General features: G+C 66.6%; 27 protein-coding genes. 18 read left to right on the top strand and 9 right to left on the bottom strand.

Translation table 11 applies throughout. The annotated features are described in order from the left end of the window. The first annotated feature begins 37 nt into the window (after positions 1-37). From ATE59_RS02900 to ATE59_RS02950, 11 genes are all read left to right on the top strand, one after another. Complete coding sequence (locus ATE59_RS02900) at positions 38-445, top strand: phage major tail protein, TP901-1 family (protein ID WP_058811124.1); 408 nt, start codon at positions 38-40, stop codon at positions 443-445. Then, entirely contained in the window at positions 442-756 is a 315-nt protein-coding gene (locus ATE59_RS02905; protein ID WP_058811125.1) for a gene transfer agent family protein, read from the top strand. The genes ATE59_RS02900 and ATE59_RS02905 overlap by 4 nt, the downstream gene beginning before the upstream one ends. Before the next feature lies 1 nt (position 757). After that, complete coding sequence (locus ATE59_RS02910; RefSeq protein WP_003043115.1) at positions 758-964, top strand: phage tail assembly chaperone; 207 nt, start codon at positions 758-760, stop codon at positions 962-964. Beyond that, the gene (locus tag ATE59_RS02915) at positions 957-1532 is read left to right on the top strand and encodes a tail tape measure protein (RefSeq protein WP_058811126.1); all 576 of its coding nucleotides are present in this window, start codon (positions 957-959) and stop codon (positions 1530-1532) included. Before ATE59_RS02910 ends, ATE59_RS02915 begins: the two co-directional genes overlap by 8 nt. After that, the gene (locus ATE59_RS02920; protein ID WP_058811127.1) at positions 1532-3853 is read left to right on the top strand and encodes a DUF2460 domain-containing protein; all 2322 of its coding nucleotides are present in this window, start codon (positions 1532-1534) and stop codon (positions 3851-3853) included. The genes ATE59_RS02915 and ATE59_RS02920 overlap by 1 nt, the downstream gene beginning before the upstream one ends. Next, entirely contained in the window at positions 3847-4680 is an 834-nt protein-coding gene (locus tag ATE59_RS02925; protein ID WP_058811128.1) for a DUF2163 domain-containing protein, read from the top strand. The genes ATE59_RS02920 and ATE59_RS02925 overlap by 7 nt, the downstream gene beginning before the upstream one ends. Next, positions 4673-5086 carry a peptidoglycan endopeptidase gene (locus ATE59_RS02930; RefSeq protein ID WP_331458650.1) on the top strand — a complete coding sequence of 138 codons (414 nt, stop codon included), beginning with the start codon at positions 4673-4675 and terminating at the stop codon, positions 5084-5086. The genes ATE59_RS02925 and ATE59_RS02930 overlap by 8 nt, the downstream gene beginning before the upstream one ends. A 1-nt stretch (position 5087) precedes the next feature. Then, positions 5088-7262, top strand: coding sequence for a phage tail protein (locus tag ATE59_RS02935; RefSeq protein WP_058811129.1), 2175 nt, complete (start codon positions 5088-5090; stop codon positions 7260-7262). Positions 7263-7289: 27 nt separating this feature from the next. After that, positions 7290-7742: a DUF2793 domain-containing protein gene (locus ATE59_RS02940; RefSeq protein WP_058811130.1), complete on the top strand. Its 453-nt coding sequence runs from the start codon at positions 7290-7292 to the stop codon at positions 7740-7742. Between the two features lie 129 nt (positions 7743-7871). After that, positions 7872-8924, top strand: coding sequence for an OmpA family protein (locus ATE59_RS02945; RefSeq protein ID WP_058811131.1), 1053 nt, complete (start codon positions 7872-7874; stop codon positions 8922-8924). A 271-nt stretch (positions 8925-9195) separates the two neighbouring features. Further along, a complete protein-coding gene (locus ATE59_RS02950) occupies positions 9196-9618 on the top strand; it encodes an ExbD/TolR family protein (RefSeq protein WP_058811132.1) in 423 nt (140 codons plus the stop codon). Between the two features lie 40 nt (positions 9619-9658). Here the strand turns inward: ATE59_RS02950 and ATE59_RS02955 are convergent, their stop codons facing one another. Then, positions 9659-10198, bottom strand: coding sequence for a DUF1993 domain-containing protein (locus ATE59_RS02955; RefSeq protein WP_058811133.1), 540 nt, complete (start codon positions 10196-10198; stop codon positions 9659-9661). A 2-nt stretch (positions 10199-10200) separates the two neighbouring features. After that, positions 10201-12003: an ABC transporter transmembrane domain-containing protein gene (locus tag ATE59_RS02960; RefSeq protein WP_058811134.1), complete on the bottom strand. Its 1803-nt coding sequence runs from the start codon at positions 12001-12003 to the stop codon at positions 10201-10203. A gap of 379 nt (positions 12004-12382) precedes the next feature. Here ATE59_RS02960 and ATE59_RS02965 point away from each other — a divergent pair, with 379 nt between their 5' ends. The 7 genes from ATE59_RS02965 to ATE59_RS02995 all read left to right on the top strand — a co-directional run bounded on the left by ATE59_RS02965 (position 12383) and on the right by ATE59_RS02995 (position 20890). Further along, a complete protein-coding gene (locus ATE59_RS02965) occupies positions 12383-13603 on the top strand; it encodes a polyhydroxyalkanoate depolymerase (protein WP_058811135.1) in 1221 nt (406 codons plus the stop codon). Between the two features lie 131 nt (positions 13604-13734). Then, entirely contained in the window at positions 13735-15549 is a 1815-nt protein-coding gene (locus ATE59_RS02970; RefSeq protein WP_058811136.1) for an ABCB family ABC transporter ATP-binding protein/permease, read from the top strand. A gap of 58 nt (positions 15550-15607) precedes the next feature. Beyond that, positions 15608-17383, top strand: coding sequence for a DNA helicase RecQ (gene recQ, locus ATE59_RS02975; protein WP_058811137.1), 1776 nt, complete (start codon positions 15608-15610; stop codon positions 17381-17383). A gap of 75 nt (positions 17384-17458) precedes the next feature. Continuing rightward, on the top strand, positions 17459-17887 hold the full coding sequence (locus ATE59_RS02980; protein WP_003043089.1) for a TIGR01244 family sulfur transferase: 429 nt from the start codon (positions 17459-17461) through the stop codon (positions 17885-17887). 2 nt (positions 17888-17889) lie between these two features. Then, the gene (locus ATE59_RS02985) at positions 17890-18297 is read left to right on the top strand and encodes a hypothetical protein (RefSeq protein WP_058811138.1); all 408 of its coding nucleotides are present in this window, start codon (positions 17890-17892) and stop codon (positions 18295-18297) included. Continuing rightward, entirely contained in the window at positions 18290-19207 is a 918-nt protein-coding gene (locus tag ATE59_RS02990) for a sterol desaturase family protein (protein WP_058811139.1), read from the top strand. The genes ATE59_RS02985 and ATE59_RS02990 overlap by 8 nt, the downstream gene beginning before the upstream one ends. A gap of 96 nt (positions 19208-19303) precedes the next feature. After that, complete coding sequence (locus tag ATE59_RS02995) at positions 19304-20890, top strand: GMC family oxidoreductase (protein ID WP_058811140.1); 1587 nt, start codon at positions 19304-19306, stop codon at positions 20888-20890. Between the two features lie 440 nt (positions 20891-21330). On the opposite strand, the gene ATE59_RS03000 is transcribed toward ATE59_RS02995, so the two are convergent. The 7 genes from ATE59_RS03000 to ATE59_RS03030 form a co-directional block, all read right to left on the bottom strand. Beyond that, a complete protein-coding gene (locus ATE59_RS03000; RefSeq protein WP_058811295.1) occupies positions 21331-22701 on the bottom strand; it encodes an ammonium transporter in 1371 nt (456 codons plus the stop codon). A gap of 17 nt (positions 22702-22718) precedes the next feature. Then, positions 22719-23057 carry a P-II family nitrogen regulator gene (locus ATE59_RS03005; protein ID WP_003043080.1) on the bottom strand — a complete coding sequence of 113 codons (339 nt, stop codon included), beginning with the start codon at positions 23055-23057 and terminating at the stop codon, positions 22719-22721. A 292-nt stretch (positions 23058-23349) separates the two neighbouring features. Further along, complete coding sequence (locus tag ATE59_RS03010) at positions 23350-24051, bottom strand: endonuclease/exonuclease/phosphatase family protein (protein WP_058811296.1); 702 nt, start codon at positions 24049-24051, stop codon at positions 23350-23352. A gap of 92 nt (positions 24052-24143) precedes the next feature. Next, the gene (locus ATE59_RS03015; RefSeq protein WP_003043073.1) at positions 24144-24356 is read right to left on the bottom strand and encodes a putative signal transducing protein; all 213 of its coding nucleotides are present in this window, start codon (positions 24354-24356) and stop codon (positions 24144-24146) included. Beyond that, on the bottom strand, positions 24357-24932 hold the full coding sequence (locus ATE59_RS03020) for a pyridoxamine 5'-phosphate oxidase family protein (protein ID WP_058811141.1): 576 nt from the start codon (positions 24930-24932) through the stop codon (positions 24357-24359). A 28-nt stretch (positions 24933-24960) separates the two neighbouring features. After that, positions 24961-25539, bottom strand: a complete 579-nt coding sequence (locus ATE59_RS03025; protein ID WP_058811142.1) for a DUF924 family protein — start codon at positions 25537-25539, stop codon at positions 24961-24963. A gap of 12 nt (positions 25540-25551) precedes the next feature. Beyond that, entirely contained in the window at positions 25552-25953 is a 402-nt protein-coding gene (locus ATE59_RS03030; protein ID WP_058811143.1) for a hypothetical protein, read from the bottom strand. Positions 25954-25992: the final 39 nt, after the last annotated feature.

Here is a 25992-nt window from a genome sequence, read left to right on the forward strand (position 1 = left end):
CAGTTTGCGGATGATTATGTGCGAGGAGATGTAGACGATGGCTATCGAAAATGGGAGCGCCTTTCTGCTGAAGATCGGCGACGGCGAAACGCCGCCGGCCTATCGCACCGTTGCGGGTTTGCGGACGACGCAAATGTCGGTGAACGGCGAGGCGGTGAATGTGACGACCAAGGATTCGGGCGGGTGGCGCGAGCTGCTGTCGGGCGCCGGGGTGCGATCGGTGTCGGTGAGCGCGGCGGGAATCTTTACCGGCTCCGACGCCGAAATTCGGCTGCGCGGCCATGCGCTGTCGGGGGCAGTCGACGATTATGAGCTGAGCTTCGAAAGCGGCGAGCGGCTGCGCGGCCGGTTCCTGGTCACGCGGCTCGACTATGCGGGCGATTATAATGGTGAGCGCAATTACACGCTGAACCTGGAATCGAGCGGCGCGGTGGCAAGCCTGTGAGCGCGGCGGCGAACGCCCTGCGCGGCGAGGGAGAGTTGCGGATCGGCGGAACGACCCATGTGCTGCGTCCGAGTTTCGGCGCACTGGTCGCGGCCGAGGCGGAGCTTGGCCCGCTGTTCGCGCTGGTCGAGCGTGCCGCGGACGGGCGGCTGGCACTGGGCGAGATGGCGACGCTGTTCTGGCACTGTATCGCCGAGCGGCCCGCCGCGCTGACCCGCGAGGCAGTGGGGGAGGCGGTGGTTGCCGCGGGGCTGGCGGGTGCGACGCCGGCGCTGCGCCTGCTGCTCGGGCAGATATTGCAGGGGCGATGAGGTGGCCGACGATCGGCTGGCCCCCGGCGCGCTGGCGCTGGCGGGGGTGATGGCGCGCGTCTGCGGCTGGCGCCCCGGCGAATTCTGGGCCGCGACGCCTGCCGAGGTGGCGGCAGTGCTGGCCGGCTGGCGCGGCGACGATGATGGCGGCGGCGGCATCGATGGCGCGGCGCTGGCCGCGATGATGGAGCAATATCCCGATGGGTGACGAAATCGACGAAATGGTCGTCGCGGTGCGCGCCGACACCGGCGCGTTTCGCCGCGATATCGCGGCGCTGCGCGACGACCTGACCGGGCCGCTGGTCGATGCCGCCGATGCCGCCGGGCGCGGGATCGAGCGCGCACTGAACCGTGCGGTGCTGACCGGCAAGCTGGGGTTCGAGGATCTGAAGCGGATCGCGCTGTCGGTGATGGCCGACATCGCGCGCGCGGCGATCGCGAACGGGATCGGGGCAGCGACGGGCGGCGGCGGCAGCGGTGGGGCTGGCGGGTTGCTGTCGCTCGGCAGTTCGATCGCGATGGCGCTGTTCGGCGCGCCGGGACGCGCGACAGGCGGGCCGGTGAGCGCCGGGCGCGCCTATCGCGTCGGCGAGCGCGGCCCCGAATGGTTCGTCCCAACCGCGAGCGGGCGGGTCGAGACGGGCGGTGCGGTGCGCAATATCGCGATCACCGTAAATGTTCGTGGTGGCGGGACAGAAGAACCAAAAAGACTCGCGCAGACGGGGCGGCAATTGGCGCAGGCGGTGCGGCGCGCGGTTGCGGCGGGAGACGCGTGATGGGCTGGGCGCTGGTGGCGGCCGAGCCGCATCATCGCAAGGGCTGGGTCAAGCGCTTCGACCCGCGTTTCTGGACCATCGACTTTGCACGCCCGATGATGGCGAGCGCGGTGACGACGGCGCCCGACGCGCTGCGTATCGAGGCGGTTTTCCACAACAGGCACGATCTGGCGGGGCTGATCTGGGAGGCGGCGGATCGCTGGGATCATCCGCTGCTGGGATATGAAACGCGGCGCGATTTCCGGCATAGCCGGCTGCGCTTTCGTTGGCGGTCGGGCGGGATCAAGCCGCTCGACGCGTTGCACGGCCCGACCTTGACGATCGAGGGGCGCGATGCGGCGGGCGCGCCGCGCGCCTGGTATGTGCGGCTGTGGAATTATGCCGACGGGAGCGGCGAGGACGCGTTCGTCACGCTCGACTTCGATGCGCTGGCCGGCGGCTTTTCGCTGCCGGGCGAAGCCGATCCGGTGTGGGCGGGCGATATCGACCGGATGTTCGTTTCGTTGGTGCCGCCCGCCTATGACGGCAGCGAGGGCGTGCTGGCGGAGCCGGTCGAAGGTTGGGCCGAGCTCAGCAGCATTGCGTGCGACGGGTCGGGGTCGGTGCTGGCAATCGGCGATACGATCTTGCCCGAACTGCGCCGCGGCATCGCGACCGGCTATGACGATCTCTATCATCTGACCCCGGCGCGGGTGGTGCGGCAGATCGTCCAGCTCGGCTATCGCGGCGAGGTTGTCCATTATGTCGGGATGAGCCATTTCATGCGGCTGGCAGCGGCGGGCGGCGGGTTCGAGGTCGATGTCGCGGGCGGCCCGCTCAACGCGCCGTGCGCAGCGTGGCACCGTGCGTTCGCGGTCGAATGCGCCGCCGCCGGGCTGGGGCTGATCTGGTCGCTCTCCTACGAATTATTCGATGCCTATTGCCCCGCCGACTGGAAGCAGCGCGACAGCGAGGGAAATCCCGCGCTGACGGGCTGGGAGCCGCCATCGACCCTGTTGTCGCCGGCGCATGGCGAGGCGATGGGGTGGCTGCAACTGGTGGCGCGCGCCCTTGTCGCGCTGGCGGTCGAGGCCGGTCTGCCGGTGCGGTTCCAGGTCGGCGAGCCCTGGTGGTGGGTCGCCGGCGCAGGGCGGCTCTGCGCCTATGACGCGGTGACGACGGCGGCATTGGGGAGCGCGAGCGTCGCGATTCCCGATGTCCGCGGCCCGCTCGATGCGGGGCAATGCGCGATGCTCGACGCCCTGGGGGTGCTGCTGGCGACATCGACCGCCGCGCTGGTGGCGGCGGCGCGCGACGCGGCGGGGACGAGCGATTTCCGGAGCCATCTGCTCGTCTATCTGCCGAGCGTGCTCGATCCCGCGGCGCCCGAACTGCGCCGCGCCAATGTGCCGCGCGGCTGGGCGGCGCCGGCGTTCGATGTGCTGCAGCTCGAGGATTATGACTGGGTGACGACGGGACGCGGCGCCGCAAGTGCGGGCGCGCGCGCCGCGATGGCGGTGCGGCTGGGGTATCCGGTGTCGGCGCAGCAGTATTTCGCGGGCTTCGTTCTCGATGCCGACGACCGCGCGCAGTGGGCGGCGATCGCGGCGGCCGCCGACGCGGTAGAGGCAGCGGGTGTAGCGCGCACCTTTATCTGGGCGTTGCCGCAGGTCGCGCGCGACGGCTTCACTTATTTTGACGGGGAGGATGCGGTGCAGGCTTTCGATGCGGTGGATTTTCCGCTGGCGATCGGGCGCGAGGCGATGGTGGCGACCGAATTTTCGACGCAGATCGTCAGCTCGCCTTCGGGCCACGAACAGCGCGCGAGCGAATGGGCGGAAGCCCGGATGCGCTATGACGCGGGGCCGGGTATACGCGCCGAAGCCGATGTGCGGACGCTGGCCGAATTCTTTCGGGCGCGGCGCGGGGCGGCGCGCGCCTTTCGCTTCCGCGATCCGTTCGATCATGCTTCGGCGGGCGATGGCGGCGCACCCGAACCGGGCGACCAGCTGTTGGGAGAAGGCGACGGCGAAACGCGGCTGTTCGCGCTCGTCAAACATTATGGCGCGGGCGATGCCGAACAGGAACGGGCGATCCGCCTGCCCGTCGCAGGAAGCGTGCGCGTCGCGGTGGGCGGCGTCGAGACGGCGGCTTTTTCTGTGACGAACGAGGGTGCGGTGCTGCTGGACGAGGCTCCTGCGGCGGGCGCGGTCGTGACGGCGGGCTTTCTGTTCGACGTGCCGGTGCGCTTTGCCGACGACCGGCTGGAGGTCAGCCGCGCGACCTTTCTGGCGGGCGAGATTGCGAGCGTGCCGCTGATCGAGGTGCGGGCGCCATGGTGAGCGAGGCCGAAGCCGCGCCTGCATGGCTGCGCGTCGAAGTGGTGACGCTGGCGTGGTGCTGGCGCCTGTCACGGCGCGACGGGGTGGTGTTGGGGCTGACGTCGCACGACCGCGACCTGTTGATCGATGGCGTTCCCTATTGCGCGGCGCCGGGTATGAAGCCCTCGGCGATCGAAACGAGCGACAGTCTGGATGCGTCGACAATGGACCTTGAAGGCGCGATCAGCAGCGATGCGATCGCGGCGCGCGACCTGGATGCGGGGCGCTGGGACGGCACGGCGCTGACGCTGTTCGTGACCGACTGGACGGCGCCCGAGGTGGCGCCGGTGACGGTGGTGCGCGGGACGTTAGGCGCGATCGAACGGCGCGGGAGCGCTTTTGCGGCCGAATTGCAGGGCATTATGCAGATGCTCGACCGGCCGGTCTGTCCGGCGACATCGCCATCGTGCCGCGCGGCGCTGGGCGACCCCGCGTGCCGGATCAATCTGGCGCCGCTGACCCATGCGCGCCGCATCGTGGCGATCGACGAGCGGCAGGTTACGATCGACGCCGCGCCGCCGCCGGGCACGATGGCGTTCGGCGAGCTGTGCTGGCTGGAGGGCACGGCATGCGGGCTGCGCACTCCGGTGATTGCGGCGGCGGGCGCGGTGCTGACGCTCGCCGAGATGCCGCCACTGCTTCCGCCCCTGCCCGCGCGGGTGCGATTGATCGAGGGGTGCGACAAGCAGTTGGCGACCTGTCGCAGCCGCTTTGCCAATGCGGTCAATTTCCGCGGCGAGGCGCATCTGCCGGGCAATGATCTGCTGACGCGCTATCCCGGTGGATGAGCTCGGCGCGCGCGCCTTTGCCGCGGCGCGCGCGATGGTCGGCGCGCGTTTCGTCCCGCAGGGGCGCGACCCGCGCACGGGCGTCGATTGCGTCGGGCTGGTCTGGGCGGCCTATGCCGAAGCCGGACAGATGCTGGTTGCGCCCGCCGCCTATCCGCTGCGCGGATGGAGCGGCGGGCGGGTCGCGGCGGGACTGACGGCGGCCGGCTTTGGCGAAACGGTCGACGCGGCGCGGGTCGGCGATGTCGCGCTGATCGCGCTGCCCGCGCGGCAGTTTCACCTGGCGCTGATCGGGCCGGCGGGGATTGTTCATGCCCATGCCGGGCTGCGCCGCGTGGTCGAAGCGCCGTTCGATCCGGCGGTGCTGCGTGCGCGCCGCTGGCGGCTTTCTGTTCGGGAGGAATGATATGGCGACTCTGGTGCTGACGGTCGTCGGCGGCATCGTCGGCGGCCCGGTGGGCGCGGCGATCGGCGCCGCCGTCGGCCAGCAGGTCGATGCGGTGATCTTCAAGCCCAAGGGGCGCGAGGGGCCGCGACTGGCCGACCTGAAGGTGCAGGCATCGACCTACGGCCAGCAAATACCCAAGCTTTTTGGTACGATGCGCGTTGCGGGCAGCGTCATTTGGGCAACCGACCTGATCGAGCGGCGCACGAAGAGCGGCGGCGGCAAGGGGCGGCCTTCGGTGACCGAATATAGCTATGCGGTATCGCTGGCGGTTGCGCTGTCCTCGCGGCCGATTCGGGCGGTGCGGCGCATCTGGGCCGATGGCAATCTGCTGCGCGGGTCGAGCGGCAGCTTTCGCGAACGCTGCGTCTTTCGGAGCCATGACGGGGGCGAGGATCAGGCCGTCGATCCGCTGATCGCCGCGGCGCTGGGCCCGGCTTCGGCGTCGGCGTTTCGCGGATTGGCCTATGTCGTGTTCGAGGAACTGGAACTGGCGGCCTTCGGCAACCGGATTCCGTCGCTGACCTTCGAGGTCGAAGCCGACGCGGGGCCTGTCGATGCCGGAAGCGTGGCCAACATATTGCTGGGCGATCCTGGCCGTGCGGCGGGGGTTTGGCCCTTTGGCGGCTATGCCGCGTCGGGCGATCGCGCGCGCGACGCGCTGGCGCCGCTGTTCGACGCCGATGCCGTCCGGCTGCGCAGCGCGTCGGCGGACTGGCGGCTTCTGCCGGCGGAGGCCGAGCAGCCGATCCTTGCACCGGGTGCCTATTCCGAAAGTGGGCGCGATTGGATCGAGTCCGACATCGTCGAGCATCGGCGCATGCCGTTGGGCGCGCTGCCTGCTTCGATCCGGCTGCGCCATTACGAGCCCGAGCGCGACTATCAACTCGGTCAGCAGATGGCGGTTGTTGCGGGCGGAGGTGCACGCGAGGACCGGATGGATTTGCCCGCCGTGCTTGCCGCCGGTTCGGCTCGCGCGCTGGCGCAGCGGCTCGCAGCCTCGGCGACCGATGGCCGCGAAACAATCGTCTGGGAAGCGGATCTGGCGGCGCTGGCCTTGCCCGTCGGCGGGTTGATTATGCTCCCGGAGGGGGGCGTCTGGCGCATCGCATCGCGCAGCGTGAAAGCGGCGTCGGTTCGCATCGAGCTGCGGCGCTATCGGCCGTCGAGCATGGCCGAGCTTGCCGCGGACCCCGGCGCGCCCGTCGTTGCCCCCGACTGGCCCGATAGCGAGGGTGTGGTGCGGCTGTTCGATCTGCCCAGCATGGGCGCGGCCGCCACGGCGCCGCGGGTGCTGGTTGCGGCGGCAGGCGGGAATGACGGCTGGCGCGGCGCCGATCTATGGTTTCGCGGCGGCGTTGACATGGAGCCGGTCGCGATCGGGACGGCGCGGCCGGCACTGGCGTTGGGGGCGCTGGCCGCGCCGCTGGAGCCGGGGCCCGTGGGCCTGTTCGACCGGGTGAACGGGCTGGACGTTGTGCTGACCAATGCTGCGATGACGCTCGAATCGATTGGCGACGCGGCGCTGCTGGCCGGCGGAAACAAGGCGATGGTCGGCCGCGAATTGCTGCAGTTCGGTACTGCGGAGTCGCTGGGGGGCGGAGTGTGGCGGCTGACTGGGCTCCTTCGCGGTCTTGCCGGGACCGACGATGCGATGGCGCATGGCGCGGGCGAGCCGTTCGTCCTGCTCGACGATGCGGCGCTGTGGCTGCTTCCCGACGACATGGCGCGCCAGGCCGAAAGCGGCGAGGCAAGCGTCGAATGGGCGCGGCGGGGCGGCGTCGAACTGGTCGATGTGCCGGTGCCGTCGGCGGCGCGGGCGCTGCGCGCCCTCTCGCCGGTGCACGGATATTTGCGCGACGCTGCCGATGGCGCGATCGAGGCGCGCTGGGTCCGACGCAGCCGCGCCGATCATGGCTGGCGCGATCAGGTCGATCTGCCGGTCGGCGAGGGCCGCGAACTGTGGCAGGTCATGCTGGTGCCCGCGGTGCCGGGGCTTGGGCCGTGGGACTGCACCGAATCCCGACTGCTTCTGGATGCCGCGTCGCTCGCAGCGATCCCAGCGGGAAGCGCACTTTCCATCCGGCAGGTCGGCGACTTCGGTCTTTCCCCGCCGCTTGTCCTCCCGCTCGCCTGATCCTCTGCTTTCTGAAAGGATTCCAACATGTCGGACAATCTGCAGACCCCGCGCTTTGCCCTGCCCATGCTGTCGGTGGCGCAAGCGCAGAAGGAGACGACGCATAACGAGGCGCTCGTCCTGATCGACGCGCTGCTTCACGCCGCCGTCGTCGATGGGCCGCTGGCGACGCCGCCTGAAGATCCTGCCGAGGGCGATTGCTGGATCGTGGATGAAGCCGCCATCGGCGAATGGTCCGGCGAGGCAGGCCGCCTGGCGCTCTGGACCGCGGGCGGATGGCGGTTCGTTGCGCCTTCGCCCGGGATGCGTGTCAGACGGATCAGCGACGGTGCCACGCTGCTGTTCAACGGCTCCGGATGGACTGTACCCATCGCTATTGCGAATCCCGAAGGAGGGGCAACGATCGACCTGGAAGCGCGTGCGGCAATAGACGCGCTGCTTGCGCTTATGGTAGCGCATGGTATTATGATCGCTGGCTGATTTTGTTTCTGTTCGCGCAGGAAGTGCGACTTTTTGGCAACAGATTGTCGATTTGTTTACTTGCGTGGAACCAAAGGCACGAGTAGGACGTCTGTCGAGACGTAATCTCAATTGAAAGGGGAATCCATTATGAGGAAGCTTGCCGTCGCTGTGGCGTTGGCCTCCACTGCCCTTGCGTCGCCTGCTATGGCGCGCGACAACTCGTGGTATGTTGGTGTCGGTGGTGGTGTCATGATCGTCGAGGACATCGACCTCGATATCGGCACCGTCGCTAATGCGGGAACGCTCGATCATCGTACCGGTTATGATTTCGAAGGCACTGTCGGTTATGACTTCGGCGGTTTCCGCGCTGAAGTCGAAGTCGGCTATCGTGAAGCCGACATCACCGGTGGTCGTTTTTCAACTCCCGGGATTCCGGCGAACTCGACGGGCGGGCTCTTCACCGGCAATACGCCGCTGAATGGCGACTCGAACGCGTTGAGCTTCATGGCCAATGGTATGCTCGACTTCGGTGACGACGATGGCCTGCAGGGCTTCGTCGGCGGCGGTGCAGGTGTTGCACGCGTTTCGATTCAGCCGGTCTTCGCAACCAACTTCCTGGACGATTCCGATACGCGCTTCGCGTGGCAGGCAATCGCCGGTGTTCGTGCGCCGCTCACCAAGCATTGGGATGCCGGCCTGAAGTATCGCTTCTTCAATGTCAGCGATCTGAAGATGGTCGACCAGCTTGGCCGCGACGTTTCGGGTCGTTTCCGTTCGCACTCGCTGCTCGGAACGCTGACCTACAACTTCGGTGGTGCGGAAGCGCCGCCGCCGCCGCCGCCGGTTTGCGAACCCGGACCGTATATCGTGTACTTCGACTGGGATCAGTCGGCGATCACGCCGGAAGCGGCTGCAACGCTGGACAACGCGATCAGCGCTTACAACCGTGGCTGCAGTGGCCAGCAGGTCATGCTCGCCGGTCACGCCGACCGTTCGGGTTCGGCCAAGTACAACGTCGGTCTGTCGCAGCGTCGCGCCGATGCCGTGAAGTCGTACATGACGGCTCGTGGCGTTGCCGATGGCTCGATCACGACGCAGGCGTTCGGCGAAACCCGCCCGGCCGTTGCAACCGCCGATGGCGTCCGCAACGACCAGAACCGTCGCGTGGAGATCACTTACGGTCCGAACTCGGGCATGTAAGACCGGTTTTCATTCCCGACGGGGATTGGACGAAAAAGAAGGGCGGTACCGCAAGGTGCCGCCCTTTCTTTATGTATGCTTTTCGATGACACCATCCGGCTGATGGCGGGGCTTGCCGGGGCGACGACGCGGAATTTGAGCCTTGCTCCTCAGCATAAATGATATATCATATCTGTGAAACGCCTCGATGAACGGGTGCGTCTCGGACAAGGCGGGCGCGCTGGCACGCGAGGGTGAGGTGTCGGCGCTCCCGATGACAGGGAGAGACAGAATGCGTCGACGCCGCAGCATCTTTCGCGCCGATCCGAACGGCAGCCCCGACATCAACACCACGCCGCTGATCGACGTCATGCTCGTGATGCTGGTGATGTTCGTCATCACCATTCCGCCGCCGACGCATAAGGTCGATGTCACACTGCCCGCCGGCCCGGCGCCTTTCGAAGTTCGCGACGAAAATCGCGTCAGCATCGACACCAGCGACATCATTCGCTGGAACGGCAACGCCGTCGACCTGGCCGAACTGGGCCAACTGGTGAAGGCAGCGTCCGAGCGCGCGGTTCCGGCCACGCTGCTGTTCGAACCCGACGCGCAGGCGCGCTATCTGCGTGTCGATGAGGCCATCGGCGCGATCCGTCGCAACGGGGGCAGCAAGATCGCGTTTCCGGGTATCCAGCGGTACGGCGGCTTGGTCTGACCGCCGACTTCGTACCGATGCCCCGTCTCGGAAGTGCCGGTCAGGCGGTTGGCGCCGTCCCGGGGCGCAGATGTTGCATCATATAGCCGGCGTAGTCGGCCTTGCCGAGCGGTACCCCAAGGTGGCGCATGACGGCATAGGCCGCGACGATGTGGAAGTAGAATTGCGGCAGCGCCCAGTCGCGAACATAGGTCGCGGCGGTCAGGTCGAAAACCATGCCGTTGGGCAGATCGAAGCTGACCGGTCGATCATCGTCCACGCCGAGCGACGCGGGGTCGATCGTATCCAGAAAAGTCAGCGTGCGGGCGATCTGATCCTGCATTCCTGCAAAGTCGGCGGCGTCATCGGGGAATTCGGGGCCGCCCGAGGCGCCAAGCCGGGCGAGCCCGGTGATCGCCTGGCCGCAGGCGAAACGGATCTGCGTCGGCAAGGGGAACATGTCGGGCGCCAGCCGGCCGGCGGCGAATTGCAGCTCGCCGATGGCATTGTCGGCACCCCACGCTTGCGCCTTTGCAAGCTGCGCCGAGAGCGCGCCGAGCGCATTGACGTAGGCGGGAACGGTGAGATCGTAGAGCGACATCGCTATTTCTCCATCACGGCTGCCTGATCGGCGGCAAGGTTATCCTGGAACTGCAGGCGCGCGAGCCGCGCATAGAGACCGTCGGCGGCGACGAGATCGTCGTGGCGTCCTTCCTCGACGATACGGCCTTCGTCCATCACGATGATGCGGTCGGCGGCGCGGACGGTCGCGAGGCGGTGCGCGATGACGACGGTGGTGCGGTCGTGCATCAGCGCCTCGAGCGCATCTTGAACGAGTTTTTCGGACTCGGCGTCGAGCGCCGAAGTCGCCTCGTCGAGCAGCAGCAGCGGCGCGCGGCGGAGCAGCGCGCGGGCGATTGCAACACGCTGACGCTGGCCGCCCGACAGGCGGGCGCCCCCTTCGCCCATGAAAGTGTCGAGACCATCGGGAAGCTTGCGCAGAAATTCTTCCGCATTGGCGGCGCGCGCGGCGGCCCATAGCTCGTCATCGGTGGCCAGCCAGTTGCCATAGCGCAGATTGTCGCGCGCCGAGGCCGCGAATATCACGGTCTCCTGCGGAACCATCGCGATCCGGGCGCGCAGGTCGGCGGGATCGAGTTCGGGCAGCGCGACGCCGTCGAGGCGGATTTCACCGCCTTGCGGATCGTAGAAGCGTTCGGCGAGCTGGAAGAGCGTCGATTTGCCGGCACCCGACGGGCCGACGATCGCAACCGTTTCGCGCGCGCGGATGGACAGGCTGAAATCGTGCAGCGCGGGCGCGTCGGGGCGCGTCGGGTAGCGGAATTCGACATGATCGAATTCGAGCGTGCCGGTCGCGGTTTCCGGCAGAGCGCGAGGGGCCGGCGGCGGGGCGATGCTCGGCTCGGCGATCAGCAGCTCGTTGAGGCGTTCGGCGGCGCCGGCCGCGCGAAGCAGATCGCCATAGACTTCGGTCAGCGCGCCGAACGCACCCGCGACAAGGCCGCCGGTCAGGACGAAGGCGGCAATGGTGCCGCCCGTGATCGTGCCCGCGGCCACGCCTTCGGCGCCGTACCAGAGCAAGGTGGTGATGGCTCCGAACAGCAGCCCGATGACGATCGCGGTCATCGTAGCGCGGAGCCGGATGCGGCGCTTGGCGGTGGCGAAATTGGCTTCGACGGCGCTAGTGAAGCGTTCCGCCTCGCGCGTTTCCTGCCCGAAGGCCTGGACGATCTTCATGGCGCCGAGCTGTTCCGCCGTGGTCGCACCGATGTCGGCGACGCGATCCTGGCTTGAGCGCGACACATTCTGTAGGCGGCGGCCGAGCAGCACGATCGGCATGATGATGACCGGGATGCCGAGCAGAATCCCTCCCGTGAGCTTCGGCGAGAGCGAGAACAGGTAGGCGATTCCGCCGATGCCCATGACGGTGTTGCGAAGCGCAACCGAAACCGTGGTGCCGACGGTCTGTTCGATGATCGCCGTATCCGCCGTCATGCGCGAGGCGATTTCGGAGGGGCGATTCTCTTCGAAGAAGCCCGGCGCCAGGCGCAGAAGGTTACGCTGCACCGCCTCGCGGATATCGGCGACGGTGCGTTCGCCGAGCCAGCTCACGAAATAGAAGCGGAGCGCCGTCGCAATCGCGAGGATGAGGACGATCACGTAGAAGAACCGAAAATGCGGGCTGACATCGCCGCCGCCGGCGACGAAGCCCGAATCGATCATTTCCTTGAACTGATAGGGGATCGCGAGCGTCGCGATCGCCGCGATGCCGAGCGCGATCGCCGCAATCAGCAACTGGAGCGGATAGCGGCTGGCATGATGCCAGACCATGCGCAGGCTCGACAGCTTGCGGGGCGGGTTCGGTTTATCGGATTTGGTCGCCATTGGTCATCGCCCTAGCAGCCGCGCCGGTGCCGCTCAACGATGCAGAATGGCGATCTGCTTCAAGGACCATGAAGCCAGGCTGCGTAAAGGGAGCGCGGGACCGGATCGCCAGCGCTCCCTTCGGCTCAGCGGTTGTCGAGCTGCGCCCGCACCGCACGCAGGCCCGCGCGCGTGATGCGATAGGGCTGCCGCCGCGCGAAGCGATGAAGCCGCGGGGGCGAAGGCGCTGGAACAGGCCGAGGCCGCCGCTGTCCCGGAATATTATCCATCAAGCGCCGCGCCATGATTTTGATGCATTGCACAATGGCGATGTTGCCCTAGACTGTGCTCCAACAGGGATGCCGGAAGAGCGCCCGACCGGACGCAAGGAATTCAGATTATGCTGTACCACGCTTTTGACATGCAGCGGAGCTGGCTCGCGGGCGCGAGCGCATTGGCGACCGCGGGCGCGCAGGTCATCCAGCATCCCGCCAATCCGCTTGGCTATTTCAGCGCGAGCCCGATGTTCGCCTCGGCGCTCGAGGTCTTTGCGCACGCCTCGGCGCCGCGCGGCAAACCGGGGTTCGAACTGTACGAGACGGTCGTCGATGGCGAGACGCTGCGCGTCGATGAAGCGATCGAGGCGCGCAAGCCCTTCGGCCAGCTCAAGCATTTCCGCCACGCGGCAAGCGCCGGCAAGCCCAAGCTGCTGATCGTCGCGCCGATGTCGGGTCATTATGCGACGCTGCTGCGCGGTACAGTCGAGCGGATGATCCCCGACCATGATGTGTGGATCACCGACTGGCGCGATGCCCGCAATGTCCCGCTCGAAGCAGGCAAATTCGATCTCGATGATTATATCGACTATCTGATCGGCTGGCTCGAGCATATCGGGCCGGGCGCGCATATGCTCGCGGTGTGCCAGCCTTCGGTTCCGAGCCTCGCCGCCGCAGCCGTCATGGCGGCCGACAAGCACAAGTGCCGCCCCCGCACGCTGACGATGATGGGCGGACCGATCGACACGCGCAAGGCGCCCACCGCGGTCAACCAGCATGCGACAACGCGGCCTTACGCATGGTTCCAGGAAAATGTGATCGCAACGGTTCCGGCCTGGTATCCGGGCGCCGGGCGCCGCGTCTATCCCGGCTTCCTGCAGCTCGCCGGTTTCATGTCGATGAACCTCGGCAATCACATGATGAGCCATTGGGAAATGTTCAAGCATCTGGTCGATGGTGATGGCGAGAGTGCGGACAAGACCAAGGAATTCTATGACGAATATCGCGCCGTCTGCGACATGACCGCCGAATTCTATCTCCAGACGGTCGATGCGGTTTTCCAGCGCCACCTGTTGCCCAAGCGCGAATTCGAGCATCGGGGGAAGATCGTCGACCTTGGCAAGATTGACGACATCGCGCTGCTCGCGATCGAAGGCGAGCGCGACGATATTTCGGGGATCGGCCAGACCAAGGCGGCGCTGACCCTCGCCACCGAACTGCCGACCGCCAAGAAGAAATATCTGATGGCGAAGGGCGTCGGCCACTACGGCATTTTCAACGGGCGCAAGTGGCGCGAAGAGATTGCGCCGGTCGTCGAAAAATGGATCCGCGCCAACGGCGGCTGACAGGGTGCCCTGTCGCCCGATTCTGATGATCGGGCGGCGGCGGACCGGGATCACGCGCTTTTCACGGAAAAGGGAGCATTGTCTTCGCCCAAGCTTGGCGAAGCGGGACCGGCGCCCTACATGGAGCGCTCATGCCGCCTGACACCGCTTCTTCCGCCAGCCCGCGCAGCGAGCCGCCGATTCTGGCGACGCTGCGGCGCTTCCTGCCCTATCTGTGGCCGGCGGGGCATCGCGAGCACAAGTTGCGCATTATCGCGGCCGGGCTGCTGGTGCTGGCGTCGAAGGCGGTGCAGCTGTCGATGGGCTTCGTCTATGGCGCGGCGATCAACCGCATGGCGCCGGGGATGCAGGAAGGCGTCGCGCTGACCATCGGGTTGGTCGTCGCCTATGCCGGCGCGCGCTTTGCCGGGGTGCTGTTCGACAATCTGCGCAATGTCGTTTTCGAACGCGTCGGGCAGGATGCGACGCGCGAACTCGCGATCGCCACCTTCACCCACCTGCATGCCTTATCGCTGCGTTTTCACCTCGCGCGGCGGACGGGCGAGGTGACCAAGGTGATCGAGCGCGGAACCAAGAGCATCGACACCATGCTCTATTTCCTGTTGTTCAATATCGCGCCGACGATCATCGAACTGACCGCGGTCATCGTCATCTTCTGGACCAAATTCAGCCTTGGCCTGGCCGCGGCGACCGCGCTGATGGTCGTCGTCTACATCGCCTTCACGCGCAAGGTGACCGACTGGCGCACCGCGCTCAGGATGCGGATGAACGACCTCGACACGCTGACCGTCGGGCGCAGCGTCGACAGCCTGCTCAATTACGAGACGGTCAAATATTTCGGCGCCGAGGAGCGCGAGACAGCGCGCTACCGCGAGGTTGCGGGTCAATATGCGAGCGCAGCGGTCAAGAGCGAGAACAGCCTCGCCTGGCTCAACATCGGGCAGAGCTTCATCACCAATGCCGCCATGGCCGGCGCGATGGGCTATACGGTGTGGGGCTGGTCGCGCGGCATCTTCGCGGTCGGCGACGTGGTGCTCGTCAACACGTTGCTCGCGCAGCTTTTCCGCCCGCTCGACATGCTCGGCATGGTCTATCGCACGATCCGGCAGGGGCTGATCGACATGGAGGCGATGTTCCGCCTGATCGACACGCCAAGCGAGATCACCGACGCGCCCGGCGCCCCCACGCTGCACGTCGCGGGCGGTGCCGTGGCGTTCGAGGATGTCGTCTTCGGCTATGAGGCCGACCGCACCATTTTGAACGGCGTCAGCTTTGCGGTGGGCGCGGGCGAGACGCTGGCCATTGTCGGACCTTCGGGCGCGGGCAAATCGACGATCGCGCGGCTGCTCTTCCGCTTCTACGATCCGCAGGGCGGCCGCATCCTGATCGACGGGCAGGACATCCGCGCGGTGACGCAGCAGAGTCTGCGCGCCGCAATCGGGATCGTCCCGCAGGATACGGTGCTGTTCAACGACAGCATCGGATATAATATCGCCTATGGCCGCGCCGATGCGCGCGTCGAAGAGATTGCCGAGGCGGCGAAAGGCGCGGCGATCGACGGCTTCATTGCGATGCTGCCGCAGGGCTATGAGACCGAAGTCGGCGAGCGCGGGCTCAAACTGTCGGGCGGCGAGAAGCAGCGCGTCGCGATCGCGCGCACCCTGCTCAAGAATCCGCCGGTCCTGATCCTCGACGAAGCAACGAGCGCACTCGACAGCCGGACCGAGGCGGCGATTCAGGACACGCTGGAACGGATCGCCGAACGGCGCACGACGCTGGTGATCGCGCACCGCCTGTCGACCGTCACGAGCGCCGACCGCATCATCGTCCTCGACCGCGGCCGCGTCGCCGAAACGGGCACACACGACCAACTGCTCGCGATGCGCGGCCTCTACGCCGACATGTGGGCGCGTCAGCAGGCCGAAAAGGAAGAGGGCACGGTTTAGACCGCATTCGCGTGGAGGGGGTTCCGTCGCGGGCTCGACTCCCCTATCGCCCCGAGCGATGTCCGCCGACGCTCTTCTCCCTCTTCTCAAATCCACTTTCGGTTTCGACGCCTTTCGCGGGCGGCAGGCCGATGTCGTCGGGCGGGTGATGGCGGGCGCGCATACGCTGGCGGTGATGCCGACGGGGGCGGGCAAGTCGTTGACCTACCAGCTTCCCGCCGTTGCGCTCGACGGCTGTGTCGTCGTTGTATCACCGCTGATCGCGCTGATGCACGATCAGCTACGCGGTGCGCGCGCGGCGGGGATTCGCGCCGCCAGTCTGACCAGCGTCGATGCCGATTTCGCCGACACGCGCCAGGCCTATCGCGACGGACAGCTCGACCTTCTCTACATCGCGCCCGAACGGGCAACGGGCGAGGGGTTCCGGTCGCTGATGGCGGCGCGGCCGCCCGCGCTGTTTGCGATCGACGAGGCGCATTGCGTTTCGGAATGGGGGCATGATTTCCGCCCCGACTATCGCCTGCTCCGCCCGCTGCTCGACGCCTTTCCGGCGGTGCCGCGGCTCGCGCTGACCGCGACGGCCGACAAGCACACGCGCGAGGACATATTGGTCCAGCTCGGCATCCCCGCCGAAGGGTTGATCCTCGCGGGGTTCGACCGGCCGAACATCCGCTATCGCATCGCGCCGCGCGGCGCGCCGGCAAAACAGCTTACCGAATTCATCGCCGCCAATCCGGGGCCCGGGATCGTCTATTGTCCGACGCGCGACGGGACCGAACGGATGGCCGCGAAGCTCGCCGCCGCCACCGGGCGCAGCGTGGCGGCCTATCATGCCGGGCTCGACCCCGAACGGCGCGCGCGGGTGCAGCATGATTTCGTCGCCTCCGAAGATGGCATCGTCACCGCGACGGTCGCCTTCGGCATGGGGATCGACAAGCCCGACGTACGTTTCGTCGCGCATGCCGGGCTGCCGAAATCGATCGAGAGCTATTATCAGGAGACCGGGCGCGCGGGGCGCGACGGCGATCCCGCCGAGGCGTTGATGCTGTGGGGCGCCGAAGATTTCGCGCGGGCGCGGATGCGGCTGGGCGATCTGCCCGAGGACCGGCTGGCAGGCGAGCGCGCCCGGCTGAATGCGCTCGCGGCGCTGGTCGAGACGGTCGAGTGCCGCCGCGCGCTGCTGCTGCGCCACTTCGGCGAAGACCCGCCGACGCGCTGCGGCAATTGCGACAATTGCCTCGACCCGCCGAAGCAGGTCGATGCGACGGTGTTGGCGCAAAAGCTTTTGTCGGCGGTCTATCGCACCGGACAAAGCTATGGCGCGGGGCATGTCGAGGCGGTGCTGACCGGGCGGCGCGACGAACGGATCGCCGCGCGCGGTCACGACAAATTGTCGGTGTTCGGCATCGTTGAGGGGGAGGATGCGCGGCTGATCAAGCCGCTTGTGCGCAGCCTGATGGCGCGCGAGGCGCTGGCCGCGACCGAACATGGCGGGCTGATGTTCGGCCCCGCCGGGCGCGCGGTGATGAAGGGCGAGGTGCCCGTGCTGATGGCCGAGCCGCCTGCCCGCCGCCTGTCGCGCGCCGGGCGCGGCGATGGTGCGGCGGCAAACCCGGTCGGCGACCCGCTGTTCGATGCGCTGCGTGCGACGCGGCGCGACCTTGCGAGCGAGGCGGGCGTGCCGCCCTATGTGATCTTTCACGACGCGGTGCTGCGCGCGATGGCGAGCGAGCGTCCCGCCTCGCGCGCCGACCTTGCGTCGATTCCCGGCGTCGGCGCCAAGAAGCTGGAGGCATGGGGCGATGCCTTTCTGGAGGTGATCCGGCAGTTCTAGGAAAGATCGCTATCGCGCAACCTTGTTGCCACCTTCACGCTTGTCAGCAATCAGCGCAGGTTTATAGATCGCGGCATGAGCGACTTTCGAGCCTTGACCCCGACCTATTCGGTCGCGCCGCAAATCAGCATCGAGGATGTCGCCGCGGCGAAGGCGGCAGGCTTTGCGATGATCGTCAACAACCGCCCCGACGGAGAGGACCCGGGCGCGCCGCAGGGTGATGCCATCGCGCATGCCTGCGCCGCCGAGGGAATGGCCTATGCCGCCATCCCGATCGGCCATTCGGGGTTCAGCCATCCGCAGCTCGACGCGCTCGATACGTTGCTGGGCGATGCGACCGGGCCGGTGCTCGCCTATTGCCGGTCGGGTACGCGCTCAACGCATTTGTGGGCGCTGACGCGCGCGCGGGCAGGCGACGATATCGACATGCTGTGCGATGCGGCCGCGAACGGCGGCTATGATCTGTCGGCGCTGCGGCCGATGATGGACGCGCTCGCAGGTTAGCCATGACGGTGAGCGACCTTATCCAGCTCGCGGGATCGCTGGTGGCGGTCTTGTTCGTCGCCTGGCTGGTCAAGCGCATGGGCCTGGGCGCCGATCCGCGGATTGCCGACGCCGCCCATGCTATCCGCCTTGCCGACGAGGCCGAGACGGGGTTCGGGGGGATAGAGGTCGCGCGCGACCGCGCGGGCTTTGCCGCGATCGTCCGCAACGCCGCGGGGCAGATGATGCTGGTGCGGGCGCACGGCAATCATTTCGCAGCGCGGCCGGTTGATGCCGCCGTGGTTGGACGGCTCGACAAGGATTTCCTGACATTGACGATGCCCGAACGAACCTTCGGGTCGGTGACGCTGCAACTCGGGAAAGACGCGGGGGTATGGGCGGCGCGGATGCGGGATGTGGCGCATGGATGATCTTCCCAACCCGGTAACCTATGCGGTGCCCGCCTTTATCCTGTTGCTGATCGCCGAGATGATCGTGTCGCTGCGCCGCGACAAGAGCCGGTACGAAACGCGCGACACGCTGACCTCGCTTCTGCTTGGTACCGGTAGTCAAGTGGCCGGTGCGGCGGTCGGCGCGGCGGTCGTCGGCATGGCGGTGTGGGTCTATCAATTCCACCTGTTCGACATCGGCATCGCGCTCAAACAATGGTGGTGGGCGTGGATCCTCTGCTTCGTCCTCGACGATCTGGCCTATTATGCCTTTCATCGCAGCGCGCACCGCGTCCGCTGGTTCTGGGCGAGCCATGTCATCCATCATTCGAGCCAGCATTATAATCTATCGACCGCGCTGCGGCAGACCTGGACCGGCTTTTTCAGCCTGGCCTTCCTGTTCCGCCTGCCGCTGTTCCTGATCGGCTTTCCACCCGCGATGGTCTTTTTCTGCGGCGGGCTTAACCTGATATACCAGTTCTGGATTCATACCGAGGCGATCGGGCGGATGCCGCGCTGGTTCGAGGCGGTGATGAACACGCCATCGCACCACCGCGTCCACCACGGCGTCAACCCGCGCTACCTCGACGCCAACTATGCCGGGGTCTTCATCGTGTGGGACCGGATGTTCGGCAGCTTCGTTCCCGAACGCGACGACGATCCGGTTCGCTATGGCATCGTCAAGCAGCTCGGCAGCTTCAACCTATTGTGGGCCGCGGTCCACGAATGGGTCGGGATCGCCAAGGACGTGTGGAGCGCGCCGTGGCGACACAAGCTGTCCTATATCTGGCGCGAACCCGGCTGGAGCCACGACGGCAGCCGGATGACCAGTGCGATGATCAAGGAGCGATGGGCCGCCGGTCGCCCCGCCGAGGAGCCGGCTGCGGAATAGTCTTCGCCCGCCGCGACAACGCGCTTGCCTCGCGGGCTAATGACATTCATGTAAGTCGCAATTGACCACCGATCGGGTGGCGAGGGGAGCGGCTTTATGGATCAGTTCGACATCATCGTCATCGGCGGCGGCAGCGCCGGGAGCGCGGCGGCGGGACGGCTTGCCGACGACGGCACGCGGCGTGTCTGCCTGATCGAAGCCGGCGGGTCGAACGACAATATGTGGGTGAAGACGCCCGGTTTCATGCCCTTCATTCCCAAGAAGTCGAATTATCAATATGATACGGTTCCGCAAAAGGGGCTGAACGGGCGCACGGGGTATCAGCCGCGCGGGCGCGGGCTGGGTGGATCGAGCGCGATCAACGCGATGATCTATATTCGCGGGCACGCGTTCGATTACGACCAATGGGCGGCGCTTGGCGCAAGCGGCTGGAGCTATGCCGACGTGCTGCCCTATTTCAAGCGCAGCGAGGGCAATGAACGCGGCGCCGACGAATGGCACGGGGGCGACGGCCCGCTCAACGTGATGGACCAGCGCTGGCCCAATGTGACGAGCCGCCGCTTCGTCGAGAGCGCGGCGGCGCTGCAATTGCCGCGCACCCCCGATTTCAACGGCGCGCAGCAGGAAGGCTTTGGCCTGTATCAGGTGACGCAGAAGGGCGGCGAGCGCTGGTCGGCGGCGCGCGCCTATGTCGAACCGCTGCGCGCGCACGCCAATTTCGCCATTCGCACCGGCGCGCTGGTCGAAAAAATCCTCGTCGAAAACGGCCGCGCGACGGGCGTGGCGATCCGCCGCGGCAACGCGCGCGAGACGCTGCGCGCTGCGGGCGGGGTGATCCTGTCGGCCGGTGCTTTCGGGTCGCCGCAGCTGCTGATGCTGTCGGGCATCGGACCCGCCGCCCATCTGAAGGCGATGGGGATCGATCCGGTCGCCGACCGTGCGGCGGTGGGGGCCGATCTGCAGGATCACATCGACTATGTGTCGAGCTGGGAAACGCGCTCGGGCGACCCCTTCGGCGACAGTCTCGCGGGCAGCTGGCGGATGCTGAAGGCGATTTTCGAACATCGCACCGGGCGCACCGGCATCATGACCACGCCCTTCGCCGAAGCGGGCGGCTTCTGGAAATCGCGGCCCGACGTTGCTGCGCCCGATATCCAGTTCCACTTCGTTCCCGCGATGCTGGAGGATCACGGCCGCACCAAGGTGAAGGGGCATGGCTTTTCGTGCCACGCCTGCGTCCTGCGCCCCGAAAGCCGCGGCAGCGTGACGCTTGCTTCGCCCGATGCGGCGGCGGCTCCGCTGATCGATCCCGGCTTCCTGACCGACGACCGCGACATGGCGACGCTGCGCGCCGGGGTGCGGATGATGCACCGCATCGTCGCCGCGCCGCCGCTGTCCGACTATGCCGGCGTCGATCGCCACCCGGTGAATATCGACGATGACGCCGCGCTCGACGCGCTGATCCGCAGCCGCGCCGACACCGTCTATCACCCGGTCGGCACCTGCCGCATGGGCAGCGACGCCGACGCGGTCGTCGACCCGGCGCTGAAGCTGAATGGCGTCGATGGCCTGTGGGTTGCCGATGCGAGCATCATGCCCCGCCTCGTCAGCGGCAACACCAATGCGCCGAGCATCATGATCGGCGAACGCGCCGCCGATTTCGTCAAATCCGCGCTGCAATAAGCGGCCTTTGCCGCGGCGCGCAAAAGCATCGCGGCGGCCGGAGACTTTCGCGGCGAAGGCGTTCGGCTCGACCGATTCGGCGGACCGGGGCGTGCAGCCCTCGGCGATGCCTCGCTATACGAGAGGCCTGAAAAAGCGCGGCTTTTCAGGTGTGCCTGCGAAATGGGCAAAAAAAGAGGGCCAGGACTTGCGTCCTGGCCCAGCCTTTCAGGCTCTCCCCTCCTGAAACTGTTGACAGGCTGAATGCCATATTAATGTCATGATGGGAAGGCCTAATTTCGCGGCAGAGCTGCCCTTTTATTGTGCAGTGCAATCTGCACAAAAAAATGGCCGGGGCGCTTTCGCATCCCGGCCATGAGTGGTTCGCAGGAGGAACCTGGTTAGGACCCCGCCGCCCGTTTGAAAGAGGAGAGAGCGGCGGCGGGTATCCTGTCTCGTGATTACATATTGTAGGCGCGTTCCCCATGTTCGCCGAGGTCGAGGCCTTCGCGTTCGACTTCTTCGGTGACGCGGAGCCCGGTGAGCGCCTTGGCGACATAGACCGCGATGACGGTGCCGATGGCGGCCCAGACGATCGCGACGAGGACAGCGACGATCTGGGTAACGACCTGGGGCCCCATCGCGAAATCCTCGCCACCGGGACCACCGAGGCTCGGCGCGTAGACGATTCCGGTGCCGATGGCGCCGACGATGCCGCCCACGCCGTGGATGCCGAAGGCATCGAGCGCGTCGTCATAGCCGAGCTTGGGCTTGAGGACGGTGACGACATAGAAGCAGATGAACGCGGCAACCGCGCCGAGGACGATCGCGCCGAACGGACCCGAATTGCCCGCCGCCGGAGTGACAGCGACGAGGCCGGTGATGATGCCCGAGCAGAAGCCGAGGGCCGACGGCTTGTGACCGCCCAACTTTTCGGCGAGCATCCAGGCGAGACCGGCCGAGGCGGTGGCGACGAAGGTGTTGATCATCGCGAGCGCCGCCGAGCCATTTGCTTCGAGCGCCGAGCCGGCGTTGAAGCCGAACCAGCCCACCCACAGCAGGCCGGTGCCGACCATCGTCAGCGTCAGCGAGTGCGGCGCCATGATTTCCTTCTGATAGCCGATGCGCTTGCCGAGGATCATCGCTGCGACGAGCGCCGAGACACCCGCGTTGATGTGGACCACGGTGCCGCCGGCGAAGTCGAGCGCCGCCGGCAAGTCGGTGCCGAACATCTTGCCTTCGAAAAGGAAGCCGCCCACCGCCCACACCATGTGGGCGATCGGAAAATAGACGATCGTCAGCCAGATGACTCCGAAGACGAGCGCCGCCGAAAATTTCATGCGTTCGACCGTCGCGCCCAGGACCAGCGCCAGCGTGATCGCGGCGAAGGTCATCTGGAAGCAGATGAACACATATTCGGGCAGTTTGAAGCCGTCCGAGAAGGTATCGGCAAGGCTGTCGGGCGTGACGCCGGCGAGGAAGAATTTACCCCACGAGATGAAGGCATTGCCTTCGGGGCCGAAAGCAAGGCCATAGCCGTAGCAAACCCAGACGATCATCGCGAGACAGGCGACCGCGCCGATCTGCGTCATCGTCGAAAGCATATTCTTGCTGCGGGTCAGGCCGCCGTAGAAAAGCGCAAGGCCGGGCAGGATCATCGCGAGGACGAGCACCGTCGAGGTCATCATCCAGGCGGTATCGCCCTTGTCGACGACGGGTGCGGCGGCAGCCGCTTCCTGCGCCCAGGCGGGCAGCGCCGCGAACAGCGCGAGGCCGCCAGCCGCGGCGCTCGCCGCGATCTTACCGACCCCCATTTTCTTTGCGAACGTCATATTTTCCCCCTTCGTCATCACAGCGCCGCCTCGCCGGTCTCGCCGGTGCGGATGCGCACGGCTTGCCCGACGTCGAGGACGAAAATCTTGCCGTCGCCGATCGACCCGGTTCCGGCGCTTTGCTGAAGCGTTTCGACGACCCGCGGTGCGAGCGCATCGTCGCAGACGAGCTCGATCTTCACCTTGGGCACCATGTTGGTTGCATATTCGGCGCCGCGATAGATTTCGGTCTGGCCCTTCTGCCGGCCGAAACCCTTGACCTCGGTGACGGTCATTCCTGCGATGCCCAGCCCGGTCAGTGCTTCGCGCACCTCGTCGAGCTTGAACGGTTTAATGATAGCAAGGATCAGCTTCATGATGCCCCCTTTTGCTTATGGCACCATGTTGCGGTGCAACAGCCGTGCCAAATTGCGGCGAGGGCGGGAAAGTTAACATTTTGTGACGGGTTTGGCGCCGGTGGCGTGCCGGATCGTTCACGCGGCAGGCAGGCTAGGCAGGGGTTTGCCTAAATTTTGGGCATATCATTCCCCTCCCGCAAGCGGGAGGGGTTAGGGGTGGGCAACGACGCTGCGATGGCCCGCCCCGCTGCGACTAACGAACAAAGTCGTAAGTCTCGCTGCCCCTCCCGCTTGCGGGAGGGGAATCCGCTCAGTCTTCCATCGTTTTGAACCGCGCCCAGATCGGTAGATGATCGGATGCGCGCGCGGCGAGCGCGCTCTGGTGGACGCCGGCGTCCACGGCTTCGAGTTCGGGCGAGGCGAAGATGCGGTCGAGGCGCGCGACCGGCTTGCGGCTGTGAAAACTGTGGCCGGTATCGACGAGACGGTGATGCTCGCCGAAATCGTGGAGGCAGCCGCCGCGATTGCGCCATTCGTTGCAGTCGCCCATCAGCACCGTCGGCAGCTTTTCGCCTTCGGCGACATGCGAGAGGATGGCGCGCGCCTGCTGGCGCCGGCGCAGCCCCGAAATGTCGAGATGCATGCCCACGACGCGAAGCCGCGTATCGCCGACGCGCACCGTCGCGGCGACCGCGCCGCGCGGTTCGAGCGTCGGCAGATGGAGCGCGTGACTCTCCTCGACCACGACGCCCTTGCGCACGAGCAGCGCATTGCCGTGCCAGCCGATCGCATAGGGGCGGCCGTCCAGCAGGTCGACGGGAACATAGTCGCTATGATCTTCGAACATGTGCGGCGGGATCGCACTCGCGCGCGTGCCGAAGCGGCGGTCGGCCTCCTGCAAGGCGACGATGTCGGCATCGAGTTCGCCAAGAACCGACAGCACTCGCCCCGGATCGCGGCGGCGGTCGAGGCCGATGCCCTTGCGCATATTGTAGCTGGCGACCTTGATCATGGGGGCGGGCGGGATCATGGGAGAGGGCGGGCTGCTTTCATTGCGGTAAAGACGAACGGCGGCGGGTCCGGGTTGCAGCCGCCATCTTCATCCTAGGCGATCCCGAACTCCGCCATCAAGGCGCGCGCGTCGGCAAGATCCTCGTCGAGCACCATGACGCGGACCGGAATCGCGAGCCCGACGCTTTCGGCGATATTCATCCCGGCGTCGAAGCAGACCGCAGGAACTCCGGCGCTTTCGAGGCGACCGCGCAGCAATTCGGCCTCGGCGCCGTTCGGCATCCGCACCAGTTCGACCAGCGCCATTCAGGCGTCGCCCGCGATATAGCGGTCGGTCGGCCGGGTCGGCAGTCCGTCGATGCTGCGCGTGCGGCCCTTGAACTTTTCGGTCCATTCGACCGGATCGGCCTGACGATGATATTTCTGCAGCGTGTCACGTTCGTGCTGCAATTCCATCATCGGCACGCCCCAGCCGCAACTCGTCTGCACGCTGTCAATATCGATGACGAAGATCTGGCGGGTGCCGGGGAGCAGACTGAACTGCGCCGCGAGCGCATTCCATTCATCGTCCTGCGGCAGCACCGCACGGCCGCGGCCGTAGAGACGCAGGATCAGCGCGCTGCGGTCGAAGGCGCAGAACATGATCGTGATGCGCCCGCGGTCGGCTTGTTCGGCCGCAAGATGCGCATGGGTTTCATTCCCCGATCCGCCGAGGTCGAGATAGGCGACCCGACTGCCCGACAGGATGCGGAAGCTGTCGGCATAGCCCTTGGGCGACAGATTCACGCGCCCGTCGGCGGCCGCGGTCGCGACGAAGAAGATCGGTTGCTTCTCGATGAAGGCGACGTGCTTGTCGGTCAGCGCGTCGAAAAATTCGGCCATGGCAAAGCTCCGTTCAGCGGCCGGTCTATCACCAATTCTTGCCCTCTTCTATCGCCGCCTGCTCATCGGTACGCGTTGCGCGGCCGAGGGCGGCATTGCGGTGGGGAAAGCGTCCGAAACGGTCGATAATGTCGAAATGCTTCTGCGCATAATCGTGGAAGACGGGATCGGCGAGTTCGGACATCAGGCGCAGCGATTCGCGCTGATCGGCGATATCCTCGCTATGTTCGAAGGGCAGATAGGCGAACTGACGCCGCGCGTCGGGCCAGTGCTGGTCCCAGCCCTGCGCGACGATGCCGCGCGCAATCTGGCGCGCCAGATCGTCGGTAGCAAAGGCCTCGGCGCTGCCGCGAAAGATGTTGCGCGGCACCTGGTCGAACAAGATGGCCGCGGCGAGCGCGGTGTCGGCGTCGGTCAAAAAGGCCTGAGCAGGCTGGCTACGCAGCGCCGCCAGCCAGTCGGCGGCCAGATCGCGTACCGCCGTATCGAAATCGGCGCCGCCGCCATACCAGTCGTCCATGCCATGACTGTCGAACCAGAAGGCGAGCAGCCGATGCGGCCAGTCGGCGGGCGGCGGCGAAGGCGGGGGAAGATCGTCGTCGAACATTCCCCTTGTCTATCAGTTCGATCCCGCGCGCCGATAGGGGGTAAATTCGCCGAGCGAGACGAAGCCGTTGTACATGTGGCTGCTACGGTCGTGCAGTTCGACCGTGTCGATCGAACAGAGCTGCGACGTCGTCGTCTTGGTCACCAGCACATCGTCGTCGTCGAGGCTGTCGGCATTTTTCGGCCGGTTGACCCACAGGGTGTCCCCGATGCGATAGACGATAGCGGTCTTGTCGATGACCTGGCTGCTCGTGACGGCCGAGAGCGAGATGCAGTCGCGCGCCTTGCCGGCGACGCGGCCTTCGAGCAGCTTGGCAAGCTGCGCCTCGGGTGCGAGCTTTTCGCGCGCGGTGGCGGCAGCGGGAACCGCCGCGACAGCGGCGGCGGCGATGATGGCGGTAATCAGCGGACGCATGACAGGGCTCCTGCGGTTCGAAATGTCCTACCCCTCCCC

The sequence above is a fragment of the Sphingopyxis sp. A083 genome (assembly GCF_001468495.1).
In the GTDB taxonomy this organism is placed as follows: Bacteria; Pseudomonadota; Alphaproteobacteria; order Sphingomonadales; family Sphingomonadaceae; genus Sphingopyxis; species Sphingopyxis terrae.